Source organism: Confluentibacter lentus (assembly GCF_002806995.1).
Lineage (GTDB): Bacteria > Bacteroidota > Bacteroidia > Flavobacteriales > Flavobacteriaceae > Confluentibacter > Confluentibacter lentus.
In genome coordinates this window covers 89,602-107,159 of the sequence record NZ_NIHE01000005.1, presented here as the reverse complement: position 1 = coordinate 107,159, position 17,558 = coordinate 89,602, and the positions used below count along the sequence as shown (strand labels likewise).

General features: G+C 34.1%; 13 protein-coding genes. 5 read left to right on the top strand and 8 right to left on the bottom strand.

The genetic code is table 11. From position 1 onward, the window contains the following. The first annotated feature begins 227 nt into the window (after positions 1-227). Positions 228-1,190, top strand: coding sequence for a fasciclin domain-containing protein (locus CDH50_RS10680; protein ID WP_100612264.1), 963 nt, complete (start codon positions 228-230; stop codon positions 1,188-1,190). A gap of 106 nt (positions 1,191-1,296) precedes the next feature. Here CDH50_RS10680 and CDH50_RS10675 read toward each other — a convergent pair whose 3' ends face one another. The 3 genes from CDH50_RS10675 to CDH50_RS10665 all read right to left on the bottom strand — a co-directional run bounded on the left by CDH50_RS10675 (position 1,297) and on the right by CDH50_RS10665 (position 5,695). Beyond that, positions 1,297-1,980: a toxin-antitoxin system YwqK family antitoxin gene (locus CDH50_RS10675; protein WP_100612263.1), complete on the bottom strand. Its 684-nt coding sequence runs from the start codon at positions 1,978-1,980 to the stop codon at positions 1,297-1,299. A 99-nt stretch (positions 1,981-2,079) separates the two neighbouring features. Next, entirely contained in the window at positions 2,080-3,975 is a 1,896-nt protein-coding gene (yidC, locus tag CDH50_RS10670; RefSeq protein ID WP_100612262.1) for a membrane protein insertase YidC, read from the bottom strand. A 79-nt stretch (positions 3,976-4,054) separates the two neighbouring features. Beyond that, on the bottom strand, positions 4,055-5,695 hold the full coding sequence (locus CDH50_RS10665; protein ID WP_100612261.1) for a CTP synthase: 1,641 nt from the start codon (positions 5,693-5,695) through the stop codon (positions 4,055-4,057). A gap of 188 nt (positions 5,696-5,883) precedes the next feature. Here CDH50_RS10665 and CDH50_RS10660 point away from each other — a divergent pair, with 188 nt between their 5' ends. After that, complete coding sequence (locus CDH50_RS10660) at positions 5,884-7,242, top strand: agmatine deiminase family protein (protein WP_100612260.1); 1,359 nt, start codon at positions 5,884-5,886, stop codon at positions 7,240-7,242. Between the two features lie 156 nt (positions 7,243-7,398). Next, on the top strand, positions 7,399-7,911 hold the full coding sequence (locus CDH50_RS10655; RefSeq protein ID WP_100612259.1) for a GNAT family N-acetyltransferase: 513 nt from the start codon (positions 7,399-7,401) through the stop codon (positions 7,909-7,911). Positions 7,912-7,956: 45 nt separating this feature from the next. Here the strand turns inward: CDH50_RS10655 and CDH50_RS10650 are convergent, their stop codons facing one another. From CDH50_RS10650 to bshC, 5 genes are all read right to left on the bottom strand, one after another. After that, positions 7,957-8,184 carry a DUF3820 family protein gene (locus CDH50_RS10650; RefSeq protein WP_100612258.1) on the bottom strand — a complete coding sequence of 76 codons (228 nt, stop codon included), beginning with the start codon at positions 8,182-8,184 and terminating at the stop codon, positions 7,957-7,959. A gap of 3 nt (positions 8,185-8,187) precedes the next feature. Beyond that, positions 8,188-9,957 carry a PBP1 and LysM peptidoglycan-binding domain-containing protein gene (locus CDH50_RS10645; RefSeq protein WP_100612257.1) on the bottom strand — a complete coding sequence of 590 codons (1,770 nt, stop codon included), beginning with the start codon at positions 9,955-9,957 and terminating at the stop codon, positions 8,188-8,190. Between the two features lie 190 nt (positions 9,958-10,147). Next, on the bottom strand, positions 10,148-11,683 hold the full coding sequence (gene guaA, locus CDH50_RS10640; protein ID WP_100612256.1) for a glutamine-hydrolyzing GMP synthase: 1,536 nt from the start codon (positions 11,681-11,683) through the stop codon (positions 10,148-10,150). A gap of 62 nt (positions 11,684-11,745) precedes the next feature. Then, a complete protein-coding gene (locus CDH50_RS10635) occupies positions 11,746-13,119 on the bottom strand; it encodes a pyridoxal phosphate-dependent decarboxylase family protein (protein WP_100612255.1) in 1,374 nt (457 codons plus the stop codon). A gap of 83 nt (positions 13,120-13,202) precedes the next feature. Further along, positions 13,203-14,813, bottom strand: a complete 1,611-nt coding sequence (gene bshC, locus CDH50_RS10630) for a bacillithiol biosynthesis cysteine-adding enzyme BshC (RefSeq protein ID WP_100612254.1) — start codon at positions 14,811-14,813, stop codon at positions 13,203-13,205. Between the two features lie 291 nt (positions 14,814-15,104). Between bshC and CDH50_RS10625 the strand changes: the two genes are divergently transcribed. Together CDH50_RS10625 and CDH50_RS10620 are read left to right on the top strand one after the other, a co-directional pair. Next, positions 15,105-16,355 (top strand): carboxypeptidase-like regulatory domain-containing protein, encoded by a 1,251-nt coding sequence (locus CDH50_RS10625; RefSeq protein ID WP_100612253.1) that lies wholly within the window; start codon positions 15,105-15,107, stop codon positions 16,353-16,355. A gap of 277 nt (positions 16,356-16,632) precedes the next feature. Next, positions 16,633-17,103, top strand: a complete 471-nt coding sequence (locus CDH50_RS10620) for an OsmC family protein (RefSeq protein WP_100612252.1) — start codon at positions 16,633-16,635, stop codon at positions 17,101-17,103. Positions 17,104-17,558: the final 455 nt, after the last annotated feature.

The window sequence follows — 17,558 nt, the reverse complement described above, 5'->3', positions numbered from 1 at the left end:
ATAAATTGTTTTTAAAGGCCATTTTGTATCACCCTATTCTTCAATTTCACCTGACAAAATCAGGTTACAAAGATACATTTTTTTAAAGAAATTTAATTATTTAAAAATGGAACTTCAATCGTAAATCGATTACTTTTGTTTAAAGTTTTGTTAAATTAACTAAACAATAAGTGTATTTTTGTTCAATATTTTGTTATATTTGTTGAACAAAAAAAAAAAACAACACTATGAAAAATTTATTAAATTTAAAACTATCTTTAGTATTATTTCTAGCAGTAACTTCACTATCATCCTGTAACAATGATGACGCTGTTCCTGCTCCAGAAACTATTGCAGAAATAGCTGCCGCTACACCTGGTTTAAGCAATTTAGTAGCTGCTTTAGACAGGGCTGGACTTGTTGAAACTCTAAATGGTCCAGGACAATTTACTGTATTCGCGCCAACTAACGATGCTTTTCAAGCTTTCTTAACGGCAAATGGTTTTACCTCTCTTAATGATGTTCCAGTTAATGTATTAACCCAAGTATTGCTAAACCATGTAGTTCTAGGAGACAATGTATCAACCAGTCTCTCAACTGGCTATGTAAATACATTGGCTACTTATGGTGACACCGAACTAAACTTAAGCATGTTTATAAATACTGCTGGCGGTGTTAAGCTTAATGGTGTTTCTAATGTCGAATTTGCTGATATTGATGCCACAAATGGAGTAATACATATTGTAGATGCTGTTATAGGCTTACCAACTGTAGTAACATTTGCCTTGGCAGATCCTACATTCGAAATATTGGTATCTGCGTTAACCAGAGAAACGTCCTTTACATTTGTAAATACATTGTCTACAGCTAACGGAACCAATCCAGCTCCATTCACGGTTTTCGCTCCTACCAATACCGCGTTTGTTAATTTACTGGGTGAGTTAAGTTTAACAAGTTTAGCTGATGTACCTACAGATACACTAGCAGCTGCCTTAACAATGCATGTCGTTGCAGGCGCCAATGTTCAATCGTCTGCTTTAACAAATAATATGCCTATCCCCACTTTAGGAGGAAACATAACGGCTAACGTTACTGGGGGCGCAACTTTAACAGATGCAAATGCTAGAGTTAGCAATATTATTTTTACAGATGTACAAGCAGTTAATGGTGTTGTACATGTAATCGATAAAGTTATTTTACCTCCATTATAAAATAATAATTATTAGTTTGGTTTGTTGATTTTAGACAGTTTTAATTGAGTGACTTAAATATTGTCTATGAAAAAGAAGGGTTCCTTAAGCAATTAAGGAATCTTTTTTATTTATTTGTTGATGATAAATTCTTTTCTTCAGTAAGTTTACCATTTTCATAGTACTTCCAAGTGCCCGTCTTTTGGTCATTATTATAAAAACCCTCCGCAATTAACTGCCCTTTTGGATCATAAAATTTTGAAAGTCCGTGTAAGACACCATCAGCATAGGTATATTCTTTAATAACTATATTATCCTCTGAATACCAAACCAATACCCCATTAAGCTTCCCATTTTTATAAGTTTCCTTTTGAGATACTTGTCCGGTGTTGTAATAAATAAAGCGCTCACCTGTTAAATTTCCATTGTCATCAAAATGTTCTAAAATCAGTAATTTATTTGAATCCTTTTGATAGTATTTCCATTCACCAACATAAATTTTACCGTTCATTTGCCCTTCGCTTATTATCTTTCCATTAGAAGCAAAAAAAGTAACATTTGCTTTTGTTCCAGGCTCCAAAAATTCTCTTGTAGCCGTTAAAACAGCTTTACTATTGATGTTTTTATAGAATTTAAACAACCCTATTTCTTTACCATGATAAAATTCACCTTCAAACCTTAAAACAGTAGTGCCATCAAAATTCTTTTTCCAAACGCCATGTTGTTTGCCGTTTTCATCCAATTGGTTGATTGTTTGTGCTGAAACTGAAAAAACCAACAGCAAAAATATACATCTAAATAAGTGTTTCATATGGAGATAAATTACAAAAGTAATGTCAATTTATATATAACAAATAAGCCGCCAAAATATTTTGGCAGCTTATGTTTAATTTTATAATATATCAATGAATTATTTTCTTTTCTGTTGAAGCTGTTTTTGTTTTTCTGCTTGCTCCATCATTTCAGCCATTTTCTTTTGAAAACGATTTTCCTTTTTAGGTTTCTTCTTATTTTCTTGAATTTGAGCATGAATTTTATCCTCATCAAGAATATAATTTTTAATAACTAAAATGATACCTATACTAATGACATTGGAAATAAAATAATATAAACTCAAACCTGATGCATAATTATTAAAGAAAAACAACATCATTATTGGGGAAAGATACATCATGTACTTCATCATCTTCGCCATATCTGGCATGCCTTCTTGCGTTGGTTGGGACATTATTTGGTCTCCAGTAGTCAATTTCATGTAGAAGAAAATGGCAACAGAAGCCAATATAGGGAACAAACTAACATGGTCTCCATAAAATGGGATGTTGAATGGCAATTTTGCAATGGTATCATACGATGATAAATCCTCTACCCAAAGGAAACTTTTTTGACGTAAATCGAATGCTGAAGGAAAAAACTGGAATAAAGCATAGAACACAGGCAACTGAATTAAAGCTGGCATGCAACCCGCCATAGGGCTCGCCCCTGCCTTGGTTTGCAATGCCAAAGTTTCTTGTTGCGCTTTCATTTTATTGTCTTTGTACTTCTCACGGATAGCATCCAACTCAGGTTTTAGAATCTTCAACTTTGCTTGAGATAAAAACTGCTTATACTGAACAAAAGACATCAATAACTTGATGGCGATGGTCATCACAATAATGGCGATTCCGTAAGGTAAAAACCCTCCTAAAAATGCAAAAAACGGAATGAATAAGTATTTGTTTATCCAACCAAATATGCCCCAACCTAATGGCACAATTTCGTCTAAATTCCTATCGTATTTATTTAAAATCTTAAAGTCACTTGGCCCATAATACCAATCCATGGATTTATTTATCTCGCCACCACTAAGTTCTAAAGGCAATGTAACAGCAAAGGCTTTTGTGTATGTAGTATCGATGACCTCATCTTCAACCAGATTTTTAGATACCAATTTTGAAGTTTTAAAAGGCGAATCAGCTAACAAAATAGACGTAAAAAAGTGCTGTTTAAAAGCAACATATGTTAAATCTTCAGCAACATCATCTGTTTCTTCTTGTTGCCCTAGATAATCATCCTTTCCATCTTCATATTCAAAAACAACTTCAGTATATCTATTTTCGTAAGATACACTTTTAGCATGACGGTATGTTTTTAAATTCCAGTCTAAATTAATGGGCTGCGAACCATTAATAACGTCGCTTAGGCCTTGTGAACGAATGGCGAAATCCATCATATAATCACCTTCTTTCAACTCGTAACGGTATTCTAAAAATTTACTTTCGGACACCTTCAGTTTCATCGAAACCACAGTGTTTCCTCCATTTTTAGTGACTGTTGGATGAAATATTAAATCTTTAGTATTTAGAATTCTGCTATCGGTAGTTCCAAAATTAATATTGAAAGAAGCATTATTATCTTTAATTATATAGATTGGATTGCCTTTAAAATCAACATAATTTTTAAGTTTCACCTCTGAAAGATAACCTCCTTTATTACTGAATTTTAAGGCTAATAAATCGCTTTCAACAACCGTTTCTTCAGCACTGGGTTGCACTGCCGAATAGGCAAAAGCACCTAATTTATTTTTTAATGCTACTAGTTTCAGAGAATCCCCAGCACCTTCCGTATAAAAATCGTCGACAGTTGTTACTTTATTTTGCTCTTGATTTTTAGCTCTTTTATCAGCTTCAACCTGTTCTTGTTTAGCTTTTTTTTGAGCTTCAAGTTCTTCTGGCGTTGGTTGATTTTGCCAAAGCATGAACATCAATATTCCGAAAATCAGGACAAATCCTAATATCGAATTAATATCTAATTTTTTTTCTTCCATGTAGTCTTAAATAGTATCTCTTAAAATAATGTCCGTTTCTAACGGAATGATAATTGGTTAAGCAATAAGTTATCCAAAATTAATTATGTGACACCTTGGCATCTTTTTTACTTTTTTTATATGCTAATGAAGCCTTAACAAACGCCACAAAAAGTGGATGTGGATTAGCAACGGTACTTCTATATTCTGGATGATATTGTACGCCAATAAACCATGGATGACTTGGTATTTCGACAATTTCAACCAATTTGGTATCAGGATTAAAACCTGTAGCTATCATACCAGCAGCCTCCATTTGCGCTTTGTAAGCACTATTGAATTCATACCTATGTCTGTGACGCTCCCTTATGATGTCCGTTTTATAAATTTTGCTTGCCAAGCTATTGCTTTTCAATTCACAATCCCACGCTCCCAATCGCATGGTGCCACCTTTTCGAGTGATTGTTTTTTGATCTTCCATTAAATCGATGATAGGATTTGGGGTGTTGGGATCCATTTCTGTTGAATTGGCATTAGTGATACCCACAACGTTTCTTGCAAATTCAATAACTGCCATTTGCATCCCTAAACATACGCCTAAAAATGGCACATTATTTTCGCGCACATATTTTACTGCGGTAATTTTACCTTCAATACCACGCTCTCCAAAACCTGGAGCTACCAAAACACCATCTAAATGGCATAATTTTAATTTGATATTATCGTCATTCAAATATTCGGAATGAATGGATTCAATATTCACCTTCACTTCATTTTCTGCACCCGCATGAATAAAGGATTCCAATATGGATTTGTATGAATCTTGCAATTCTACATATTTACCAATAAGACCAATCGTGATTTCCGTTTTAGGGTTTTTATGTTTGAATAAAAATTGATTCCACTTCGTAATGTCTGGAACACTGGATTTCAAATCCAATTTTTTCAACACCACTTTATCAAGTCCTTCTTTCAGCATTAAATTAGGTACGTCGTAAATAGTAGATGCATCAATAGATTGAATCACCGCTTCTTCCCTAACATTACAAAATAATGCCAGCTTTTTTCGTAATTCATTTGGTAGATGGTGTTCTGTTCTACAAACCAATATATCTGCCATTATCCCGCTTTCCATAAGCGTTTTAACACTGTGCTGTGTTGGTTTTGTTTTCAACTCCCCTGCAGCAGATAAATAAGGCACCAAAGTTAAATGAATCACGATGCCATTATTTTCACCTAAGTCCCATCTTAATTGACGAACCGCCTCAATGTATGGCAACGATTCGATATCACCAACCGTTCCACCTATTTCCGTAATGATGATATCAAAATCCCCAGACTTTCCAAGAATTTGAATACGATGCTTAATTTCATCCGTAATATGGGGAACTACCTGTACTGTTTTGCCTAAAAATTCACCACGACGTTCTTTTTCAATGACACTTTGGTAAATACGACCCGTGGTTACATTGTTAGCTTGACTCGTTGGCACGTTTAAAAATCGTTCATAATGTCCTAAGTCTAAGTCTGTTTCAGCACCATCCTCCGTAACATAACACTCTCCATGTTCATAAGGATTTAATGTTCCTGGATCTACATTTATATAGGGATCTAACTTTTGTATTGTTACTCTATAGCCTTGAGCCTGAAGTAATTTAGCCAAAGAAGCGGCTATAATACCTTTACCTAGAGAAGACGTAACCCCTCCGGTTACAAATATGTATTTTGCTTTAGTTGTCATGTTGCGCTTATAAACGCAGGCAAATTTACAAAATTAAAACAGTTATTACCGAATAGTTTTTTAGTTATTTAAATGGTTGTTATTAACAATAAATATTTAACATAACGTAATGTTAAATGGTTTTAATTAATAAAACTTTCAAATTATTTTTACGAAAATTCTTATAACCTAAATCCGTAGGACTTTTTATGTCTACACTTAAATTTATTTTCGAACTAAAGTCTTTATCTAGACTTATTTTCAGTTTACTTTTAATACTGCAAGTACTTTTTATAAATGATCTATTTTCTCAAAACAAAGGCAACGACTTTCGTTTTCCAGCAGAATTTGAACAGCATCAAGCCGTATGGCTGAGTTGGGAAGACGAAGACGCTACAGTACAAGCTACTATTGGCAATATTATTAAAGGTCTTTCTGGTAAGGTTCCAGTAAAGATTGCAACTTCCAATGCCCAAGTTCAAAAATCCGCTAAAGAAACACTTTATAAAATGGGCATAGATATTAGTTTCATACAATTCCACATACTGCCAGGAGCAAGATTGTGGATACGGGACAACGGTGCCCAATTTTTGGTAAATGATGAAAAAGATATGGCTGCTATAGATTTTAATTGGAGTAATTACGGTTACTATGACTGGTTGCTTAGCACCAGGCCACAATTAGCGCTTTACTTTATGGCTATGAAAATGAGTTCTGAAGAAAATCAATATAGTGACGCCGATAAAGAAATGGCTAGCCTCGTTAGAGCAAGACGCATCAAATCTGAATTGGTAATGGAAGGTGGCTCACTAGAATCTAATGGCAAAGGTGTGTTACTGCAATCTGAACAGATTACTTTGCAGCGCAACCCAGAATGGACCAAAGAAGAAATAGAGGAAGAATACCTTAGGATCATGAATATTAAAAAAGTCATCTGGTTAAAAAATGGCACTGCTGATGATTCTAGATCTTTTATTCCTAACAATGGCTATGTATCTTTAGGCACAGGTGGCCATACCGATGAGTTTGTAAGATTTGCTGATGCCCATACCATTTTATTGGCTTGGATTGATGAAGATGATATTAACAAACATCCTTTAAATCGTATAAATTATCAAAGGATGCTAGAAAACTATAACATACTTAAAAACGCTACCGATCAAGACGGCAAACCTTTTAGAATCATTAAAATCCCCTTACCTAATGTGATTGAATGGACTGCCGAAATTGTTGAGAAAGCTGGAAATATGGAATTTGATAAATTGGAAGCCAATAGGCTTGCTCCAGATGACGGAAGAACCATCGGCGATAAAGTAACACGTGTGGCATCTATATCTTATCTTAATTTCCTGGTGTCAAATGGTGTGCTTATAAACGCATCTTATACCAATCATGGAACATCAATAGAACATGAAGCAAAAGTGAGAGCGTTATTCAAAGAAGCGTTTCCCAACCTAGAACAAGTTTGGATTGATGCCTTACCACTAAACCGTATGGGTGGTGGCATACACTGCATTACACTCCAGGAACCTTTGCACAAAATACCTGAGAAACTTATATTTCCTTAAAGAAAATTCTTTAATAGTACTTGATTGCACAAAAACGTCCCATTTAGTTTGTACTTTTTTCATTAATATCTCTTTATGATTAACCCGTAATTAATGAAGCCAAAATCTTAATAAAATTTTTAACTTTATAGCTGAATCAAGCAACTAAATGAAAAAATGAACTTTACATATAGAAAAGGAACAAAAACAGATTTGTATGAATTAAAAAAATTGGCAATAAAATCTTGGTCGCCATTTAAACAATCATTAACAGAAGATAATTGGGCAAACTTAAAAAGGACGATAGAGAACGACGAAACATATGAAAAATTACTTGAACAATCACATTGCATTGTTTGTACCAAGAATGGAGAAAAAATTATAGGAATGGCTTTTCTTGTTTCTAGTGGACATCCGACTGATATTTACTTGAAAGAATGGAGTTATATTCGTTTAGTTTCTGTTGACCCTGGCTATAGTGGACTAGGAATTGGAAGGACATTGACAACTATGTGTATGGACTTAGCTAAACAAAATGGAGAAGATATAATTGCACTACACACTTCCGAGATTATGGATAAAGCGAGACATCTTTACGAAAGTTTGGGCTTTAGAGTTTTAAAGGAGATTGACCATCGGCTTGGAAAACGATATTGGTTATACAAAATAGACCTAAAGGAAATAAATTAACAATCTAAAATTGCCAACCATCAAAACATAAACAAGCTAAAAAATTCATCTAGGATATTGCTTTTTTACAGTCCTTATCAACTCTTCTAAGCCATTAAGTTTTATTTCATATATCTGTTTAAGCATATCTCCCAACTTTCCTTTAGGAAATCCTTTGTTGTGATACCAAACCACATAATATTCGGGCAAGTCTATTAAATAGCGATCTTTGTATTTACCAAAAGGCATTTTGGCATGCGACAGTTCTATTAAAACATTTTTATTGGGTATCAATAGCTATTGTTTTACCTCTACAATATTTAAATCTTGATACTTTAATAGATAAACCGCATCATTGTAATATCCTCCCGAAAGTTTCTTTTTATAACCAAACTTATTCTCTACATACTCCGTTAAAAGCGTTTCGTTTGCAGATACATACATATTATCAGATGTTACCAAGCGTAATACCACATCCATCGTTAAATCAAACCCTCTAGTTGCTCTTTTGTTGGGGGTAATATTATATAATTTGGTATAGGACTTTACAAAGGAATTATTATCGCTTTCGCTATACATTTTTGAATTAGATGCAAATGTAAAATGAAGCGCTGATAACTCATTATTATTGATATCATCACCATCAAAAGATGCATTTTTATTTGTGGTAGTCAATACTATTCTTATTCCAGGGTTATTCTCTTCTCTATTCCCATTCTGCATCAATGAATTCAACAAACTCGTCACATTAGATATGAAACCAATATTTTTGGTTTCTAAAAAAATGATGTTTTTACCTTGCCTTAAGTGCGCCCTAATATCCTCAATGGTTACAAAATGGCTATCTTTACCTTCTTTATTTTTTCTTGAATAAATCTGTTTAGCAGATGGAAATTCTTTTTTAAGCTCATTGGAAACAGCCATATTTTCAGAATCAGATATGATAATAATATTGGCTACTTTAGCATCTGATTTTACGTAATTAATTATTTTGGTTTTTAATAAATCATCAGATGGCAACGATTGAAATTCATTATCTTTTAATTGTAAGTTGGTTCCAATCAATGAAATCACAGGAACATTCAATGCTCTTAATTCTGAGGCCGCTTTATCATAGGTACCGGGTGTTAACGGACCAATAACGGCATCGACACTTTTAAAATCATGGGATTGAATAATTTTTGAAACTTCGCTTACTTCATATTTAGTGTCGTACACATCTACTTTAAGCGACACACCTAACTTTTTCAATGAGTCAACGGCCATTAAAATACCTGAATGAAAATCTAATGATGCTTGTAGATAACGGTCTGTTTTTATGCTATTTTTTGTGCCAGAAATAGAATCAAAATCAACCCGATTCAATCTAAATGGCAACATGACAGCTATGTGCTTTGTTTTGTAATCTGAGATTTTTCTTGATAAATCTGTAATAGGTCTAGGTTTTTCATTGGTATTGCCATTAGACTTAGAAGATGGTATTTTCAAGACCATACCAACCTTTAAACCACTTTCCTTTAAACCAGGATTTAACGCCTCTAATTCTGATTGCTCGAGTCCTAATTTTAGTTTTAAACGATAAAATCCTTCCGTGGGCAATACTTCATAATAACCGTAGTTATCATCTATCGTTTTTTCGGCAGTACGTTCAATATTTGGAACATGTATTTCTTGTCCCTCTTTAAGCATATCGCCCATATTTGGATTTAGGGCTTCTAATTCTTTCACAGAAATGCCAAATTTATAGGCGATGCCCCATTTGGTTTCTTTAGGTTGAACCGTATAGATTTTAGAATTTTCTACTTCTATTTCCTTAAACACAGGGATTTGAAGTTTATCTCCCTTATTCAAAGTATTGGAATATAAAAACGTATTATACTTTTTTATCTCATCTTCGGTAACATTGTACTGTTTTGAAATTCCATACAAAGTCTCTTTACGTGACACTTTATGACTTTTAAAGCCTTGTAGTTCTTTAGTAATGGTTACCGTAGACTTATTTTGCGCATGTGTTGCATTGAAATTGAAAATCAGCAAAAAACTTAATACGTATAAGAATTTAATCATATAATCTATTTTAAAAGGTATTGTGAATTATAAATAACGTTATTTAATAACTATGCATATAGCATGCCAAAGAAATACCATACAATTTAATAATAATTTTTAAAACTCCATTTATATACGGCTGTTCTTTACAAAAAGACTGTCCTTGGAAGTTTAAATATTATTTTTCAATCATTGTAAAAACACAAAATCATTCCCACTCTATCGTTGCTGGTGGTTTTGAGCTAATATCGTAAACAACTCTATTAACGCCTTTCACTTTGTTTATGATATCGTTCGAGGTTTTTTGAAGAAATTCATATGGTAAATTTACCCAGTCGGCTGTCATACCGTCGGTGCTTTCAACAGCTCTAAGTGCAACACATTTTTCGTAGGTTCGCTCATCTCCCATAACACCAACACTATTCACTGGCAACAACATAGCGCCTGCTTGCCAAACCTTGTCGTAGAGTCCCCAAGCTTTTAAACCGTTAATAAAAATAGCATCCACTTCTTGTAAAATACGCACTTTCTCGGCGGTGATATCCCCCAAAATACGAATACCCAAACCAGGCCCCGGAAACGGATGTCGACCTAAAAGTTCGGGGTCGATTCCTAATGTAGCACCTACGCGTCTTACTTCATCTTTAAACAAAGCGCGCAAAGGTTCCACTATTTTAAGTTTCATAAAATCTGGTAAGCCACCCACATTATGATGACTTTTTATGGTTGCTGAAGGCCCTCCAGTAGCGGATACACTTTCAATAACATCAGGATAAATAGTGCCTTGTGCCAACCATTTGACGTCGGTAAGCTTATGGGCTTCATCATCAAAAACCTCAATAAAGGCATTACCTATGGCTTTTCGTTTTTTCTCTGGGTCTTCTATACCGGCCAAGGCATCCAAAAATCGTTTTGAAGCATCGACACCTTTTACATTAAGTCCCATGCCCTCGTATTGATTCAGTACATTTTCAAATTCATTTTTACGAAGCAAGCCATTATTTACAAAAATGCAATACAAATTTTTTCCAATGGCTTTATTTAAAAGTACGGCAGCTACGGTAGAATCAACACCTCCTGAAAGCCCTAGTACTACTTTATCATCACCTACTTTCTCCCTAAGTGCTTCAACCGTTTCTTCAACAAACGACTGAGGCGTCCAATCTTGGTTAACTCCTGCAATATGCACTAAAAAGTTTTCCAATAATTGTTTTCCATGGGTGGTGTGATATACTTCAGGATGAAATTGAATGGCATAGGTTTCTTCACCATCAATTCTATAAGCTGCATTAGTAACATCGTTGGTGCTGCCAATTAAAATACCATTTGTTGGCAAATGCTTAATCGTATCACTGTGGCTCATCCAAACTTGACTACCTTCATTTATTTTATTAAAAAATGGTTCAGCTTTTTTGATAAAGGACAAATGAGCACGACCATATTCCCTTGTGTTTGAAGGCGCTACCTCTCCACCCGAAAAGTGTGCTAAATATTGCGCGCCATAGCAAACGGCCAACAATGGCTTTTTTCCTCTGATATTAGATAAATCTGGATGTGGGGCATCATCCCCCCTTACCGAAAACGGACTTCCAGAAAGTATAACAGCGTTATATTCTGAAACTGTTTGGGGAATTTTATTGTAAGGATGAATTTCGCAATAAATATTGAGTTCTCTAACTCTGCGGGCAATAAGCTGTGTGTATTGCGAACCGAAATCTAAAATAAGTACCTTGTTATGTTGCATGCGCAAAAATAACAATGATTTTATAATTTCGATTTACGATTTTAGATTTTTTGAATTAATTTTTAGACCATCGATTCCAAAATCATTTTTATATCATGTTCTGTCGTATCTGGGTTTATAAAACAGAAACGTGACACAGTTTCAAACGTGTCTCCTCCTTTCCACTTGGTTGGTGTTACCAAGGCGAATCCTTTTCTGTGATTTTTGTAAGTCCACGCTTTATAATCTTCCGGTTTCCAACCAATTCTTCTATATAAAACACAGGACAAACTTGGTTCCCTAACCAATTCCACATGTGGCATTTCTTCTATCAATCTACCAGCTATTTGTGCCAATTCTATACCTCGCTCAACGGCTTGTTTGTATCTATCGGTGCCATGCATCGCCAATGAAAACCATAAGGGCAATCCCCTAACTCTTCTTGTTAATTGTATTTGATAATCGGCAGGGTTAAAACCTTGCGAACCTTCATCTTTAAAAATATCCAGATAAGAGCCTTCTTGTTCATGTGCCTGTTTTGCCAATTCAGGATTTTTATAAATAATAGCGCCACAATCGTAAGGCGAAAACAGCCATTTATGTGGATCAATGGTGATACTATCCGCTTCTTCTATGCCGGCAAACAAATGCTTCACCGAATCGGACAATAGCGCACCGCCACCATAAGCGGCATCCACATGGAACCAAAGTTTTTCTTTCTTGCAGATTTCAGCAATCCCTTTTAAATCATCTATAATCCCAGCATTGGTTGTTCCCGCTGTTGCGACTATGGAGAAAAGACGTTTTCGTTGATTTGATGTTAGGGACTCAATCATAATTTGAAGGTTGGATGCATGCATTTTGTCTTCAGTGTCTACATATAACACATCGGCATCAATCACTTTCGCCATGGCTTTGACTGATGAGTGCGCCCCAATGGATGTGATAATCAATCCCTTTTCATTTTTGTTTTTTTCATCTAAACGTCTCCAATATTCCCTAGCAGTTACAATGGCTGATAAGTTTGCCGCTGTACCACCACTTGTAAATACACCAAAGGCTCCCTTGGGCAACCCCGTTAAAGATACCATCCATTTCATGGCTTCGTTTTCACAAAAAATACCGCCAGCTCCTTCCATCCAGTAAGCCCCATGAATGCTTGATGCCGATGTTACCAAATCGAACATGATAGCTGCTCTTGTGGGTGATGCAGGTACAAATGCTAAATGCCGTGGATGATCAATGGACACGTTAGCATTCATTAAATGCTTCTTCCATAAATTAAAAGCCACCTCGCCACCAATACCTTTGGGGGTGATGGTCTCACCTACCAAAGCCTTTAATTCTTCAGCTGCTTTCGGATGACCTATTTGGCGATTGGACGCAGAAATCCTATCAATGGCATATTTCATAACATCCATCGTCATTTCTACCAATTCAATATCTATTTTGTGCATTGTTTTACAAATAAATTTGCATTTTGATTTATACAAATTTAGTGATTAACTAATAGATGCTCTGAAATTTAAGGTTTTAATGGTTATAGTGTTACAACGAGAAAATCACTTCTTAGAGGTTGTAAATTTTTGATAAGACTGGGAATAAGTTCTTCACCATATTCCAAATAAAACTCAGAAAAATTGGTGTTTCTTTCTTGAAGTCCTTGACTGGGAAACAACTCGTTTTGAAGCTCGGTCATTCTAGAAACTTGCTCAGCTAATTTCTTTTTTTGTGCTTTTAACAAACGTTTTTCAAGATATTCAAGTCCTTTTATTTGCTTGACTTCCTGTGCTTTAACAGCTCCCAAAAACGATTTATCCGTTTGTTCCGCAAGTGCATATAACGCTTCAAACTCCTGCTTTAATAATGCTTTTTGTGTTGAAAAATCTATATCAATATTGGAAATTTCCCTAACTTTTTTATTGATGAAGGCATCTCGTTTTAAAAACAGATCTTCATTGGAAATCCCTAACTTTTCCAGTTTATCAGATTGTTTTTGGGTTTTAATCAACACCGAATTTCTTAATAACAATATGGGAAATGGTACATTAACCGTATTAAAAAAATCCTTTAACTGAAGCCAATATGCCAACTCACCGCCTCCGCCAATGTAACATAGGTTTGGCAATATGACTTCTTGGTACAACGGACGCACAATGACATTCGGACTAAACCGCTCTGGATGTGTTTTAACTTCTTCCAAAATAGCTTCTTTAGCCCAAGTGATATTGGTATTAATAACGCTATACATATTGTTTTCAAAAACAATGCGTTCCCTCAAATTTTCACTAATGTAAAACAAATTAATCTCACGCGGATTTACTTGAATCCCGTAAGGTTGATTTGGCAAAGTGTTTATCTGCTCATTCGTTTTAAAAACCGTTTTGAACGATGTTTGATCCAACAATTCATTTTCCATAAATGGAACAAAAAGTTGTTTTAAATCCTTATCAGCCGCATCAAGAATCACCAAACCGTAGTCTTTAAACAATTCATTCGCCAAATAGCGTGTCGCATCAGCTAAATTGGAATGTTCTAAATAAGCATGTTTAAAAAGAGACTTTAAATAATCGGCATTTTTGGTATGTCCGAGTTCCAAAGAAAACAAATCAAAAACCGCTTTTAAACCTTCCGTAGATAAGTCGCCCACAGCGCCATGTGATGCTTTTTCCCAATGGATTTTTTTTCCTTTAAAATTAAAATAATTTATTTCCTCAAAATCATGGTCTTCAGTAGCCATCCAATAAATGGGCACAAAATTATAGTCTGGGTAGGTTGACTTTAATATCTTGGCAAGATTAATGGTGGAAACAATTTTATATAAAAAATACAAAGGACCGGTGAATAAATTCAATTGATGGCCTGTGGTAATCGTGAATGTTTTATTGGATTTTAAACTTTCAATGTTTTCAACGGTCATATCAGAAGTTTCAATCTCTGTATATTGTTTTTTTAAAACCGATGCCAAAACTTCACGCTGAGATTCCGAAATAAACTTTGATTGCTCTTTCTCCTCAATCTGCTTTTTAAAATTTTCTAAGGATGGAAATCTATTATAAAACGGAGTTAACTCTGGTTTTTCATCTAAATAATCACAGATTAGTGAAGAAAAATAGCGTGTTTTTTTAAATGAAATGCCTTCCAATCCCATAGTTGATTTTTAAAATAATTGAGCGCATAAATATACTGTTAATACATTTTTAAATTCTAAAAATTTAGTTAAGAATTCTAAGTGGAATAGAAATCAAAAAAGCAATCCATCATATTTAATTAAGCGCTTCAATTCCTTTACATATTTACCGATATTAAATAACATTTGTAAATAATTATGTTTTTAAATACCGTAGCAAATAAATACATACATTGTTTTGTTAAAACATTCTAATTATTAGAAAGTTACACAAATATTTTGTACTTTAATGGTTCGCTAAACTAAAAAATTATGAAAAGAGATGTTTTTTTTAGAGCAATCTGTATTCTTTTTATAAATTGCTCACTCGTCAATGCCCAGGATATTTCTTCATTTAAAGAAATAAATGGCTCCGTAATTGACCAAAAAACCAAAAGCAAATTGGTGTTTGCAGATTTGGTTATTAATGGCTCGAATATTAGTACGGTTACCAATACAGATGGTGAATTCTCTCTAAAAATACCCAACAATCTTCTAGATGGCACTATAACCATCTCTCACTTAGGATACCAAAAAATAGAGCTTAAAATTTCTGATATTTCTAATGACGAGAAAATTTATCTGGAGCCCTCAATAATTCAATTGGATGAAGTAAAAATTGCATCCAAATTTAAAGATGCCAAAGCCTTGGTGATTGAAACATTAGGCAAAAAAAACACATTGTATAATGACGACAATATGTTAATGACTGCTTTTTACAGAGAAACCATTAAGAAAAGAAGAAAAAATGCTTCCTTATCCGAAGCTGTTGTTCAAATACACAAACAACCCTATAAAAACTCAAGAAACGATAATATTGAGCTTATAAAAGCAAGGAAAAAAACCGACTATTCAAGGTTAGATACCTTAGCTATGAAACTACAGGGAGGTCCATTCAGTAATTTATATATTGATATTATTAAATATCCAGAGTATATATTCGACATTGAAAACATTGAGTTTTATAATTTCAATTTTGATGAATCTACACAAATAGATAATAGCCTTGTTTATGTGGTGAATTTTGAACAAATTCCAGGCATAGAAACACCATTATACTATGGAAAATTATACATCGATGCTGAAAATTTAGCCCTAAAAAGTGCCGTTTACAGTTTAAATGTTGAAAACAAACGATTGGCCAGCGAGATGTACGTTCGTAAAAAACCAAGAAAAGCAGATGTGTATCCTACCGAAGCCACATACAGGGTTAATTATAGAACCCAAAATGGCAAATGGCATTATGCCTACAGTAATATTTTGCTAACATTTAAAGTAGATTGGCAAGGAAAACTATTTAATAGCGTGTACACTTTAAACAGTGAAATGGCGGTAACCGATTGGAAAATCATGGACACTAAATTAGTTAAAAACAATAGTATGCTATTCCCATCAACCATTTTAACAGAGCAGGTTTCTGGTTTTTCCGATCCCGCTTTTTGGGGCGAATACAATATAATTGAACCCGAAAAATCTATTGAAACGGCCATCGAAAAAATAAAAAAACAGTTAGAACGCACCTAAAATATTTTTATAATCATCTACAAAATTTAATAGGCACTTATTTGGCATTAGTTCAAATAGGTGCCTAATATATTCTTAGTAAATCCATTCATAAAACTCGATTAAGTTTATTCAGTTTCCTTTTGCCTTTACTTCTTCCAAAGAAAAATTATTATTAAAATCAATTTCCGCAAGCATTTTAGTTATTTTTGAGAGTATAGATAATTTGCATATAGAACTTGCTCGCATTCAATAGCTATAAGCCATTTAAGGAAATCGACAATCATTTAAAATAAGAATGAAAAAACACAATTATGAAATAAAAGTTGAGTGGACAGGAAACGAGGGACACGGAACTCTGGATTACAAGTCTTATAACAGAAACCATAAAATCATAACTGACGGAAAATATGATGGAATCAATGGCTCTTCTGACCCTTCATTCTTGGGAGATAAGACAAGATATAATCCAGAAGACCTTTTTTTGTCTTCTTTGTCAGCTTGCCACATGCTTTGGTATTTGCACTTATGTTCGGTGCACAAAATTGTAGTAACTGAATATTTGGACAATGCAACAGGAATCATGGAGGAAACTGAAAATGGAAGTGGAAAATTTACCGAGGTTACGCTTAACCCGAATGTAAAGATTACGGACCTAAATATGATTGAAAAAGCAAATGAATTGCACGAGGAAGCGAATAAAATGTGTTTTATTGCTAATTCTTGCAACTTTAAAATAAGACATAAACCAAATACAACTGCTAAATAAATAACAGCTTACAACTTGATGAATAAAAAATGCTAGTTTTAGCTAAAACAAAGTTTGTTGCTCGTCGCTAGATTTTGCTTGGCCTGTTCGCTACACATACAAAAGCATGTTCGTTGAAGGTAATTAGAACAAATGAGGCCTATTAAAATCAAATTTTGAAAAGATTATGAATATTAAGAAACTATTACTAAAGATAAAACCCGTTGAATTTTATGTTAGAGGGAAAAAACTTTAACTGACCCTCATTATTTATCTGTACAGAGAAAAAATCATGAAGAACTTTTATAAGCACCCAATCGCACAGAAATTATTAATTTTTTATTATCACTATATCAAGAAGATACTTGTTATCTAGAAATTGGCGTTCGCAATCCAGAAGACAATTACAATCGTATCAAAGCAAACAAAAAACACAGTGTTGACCCCGGTATTGAGTTTGAGGAAAACCCTGTGGA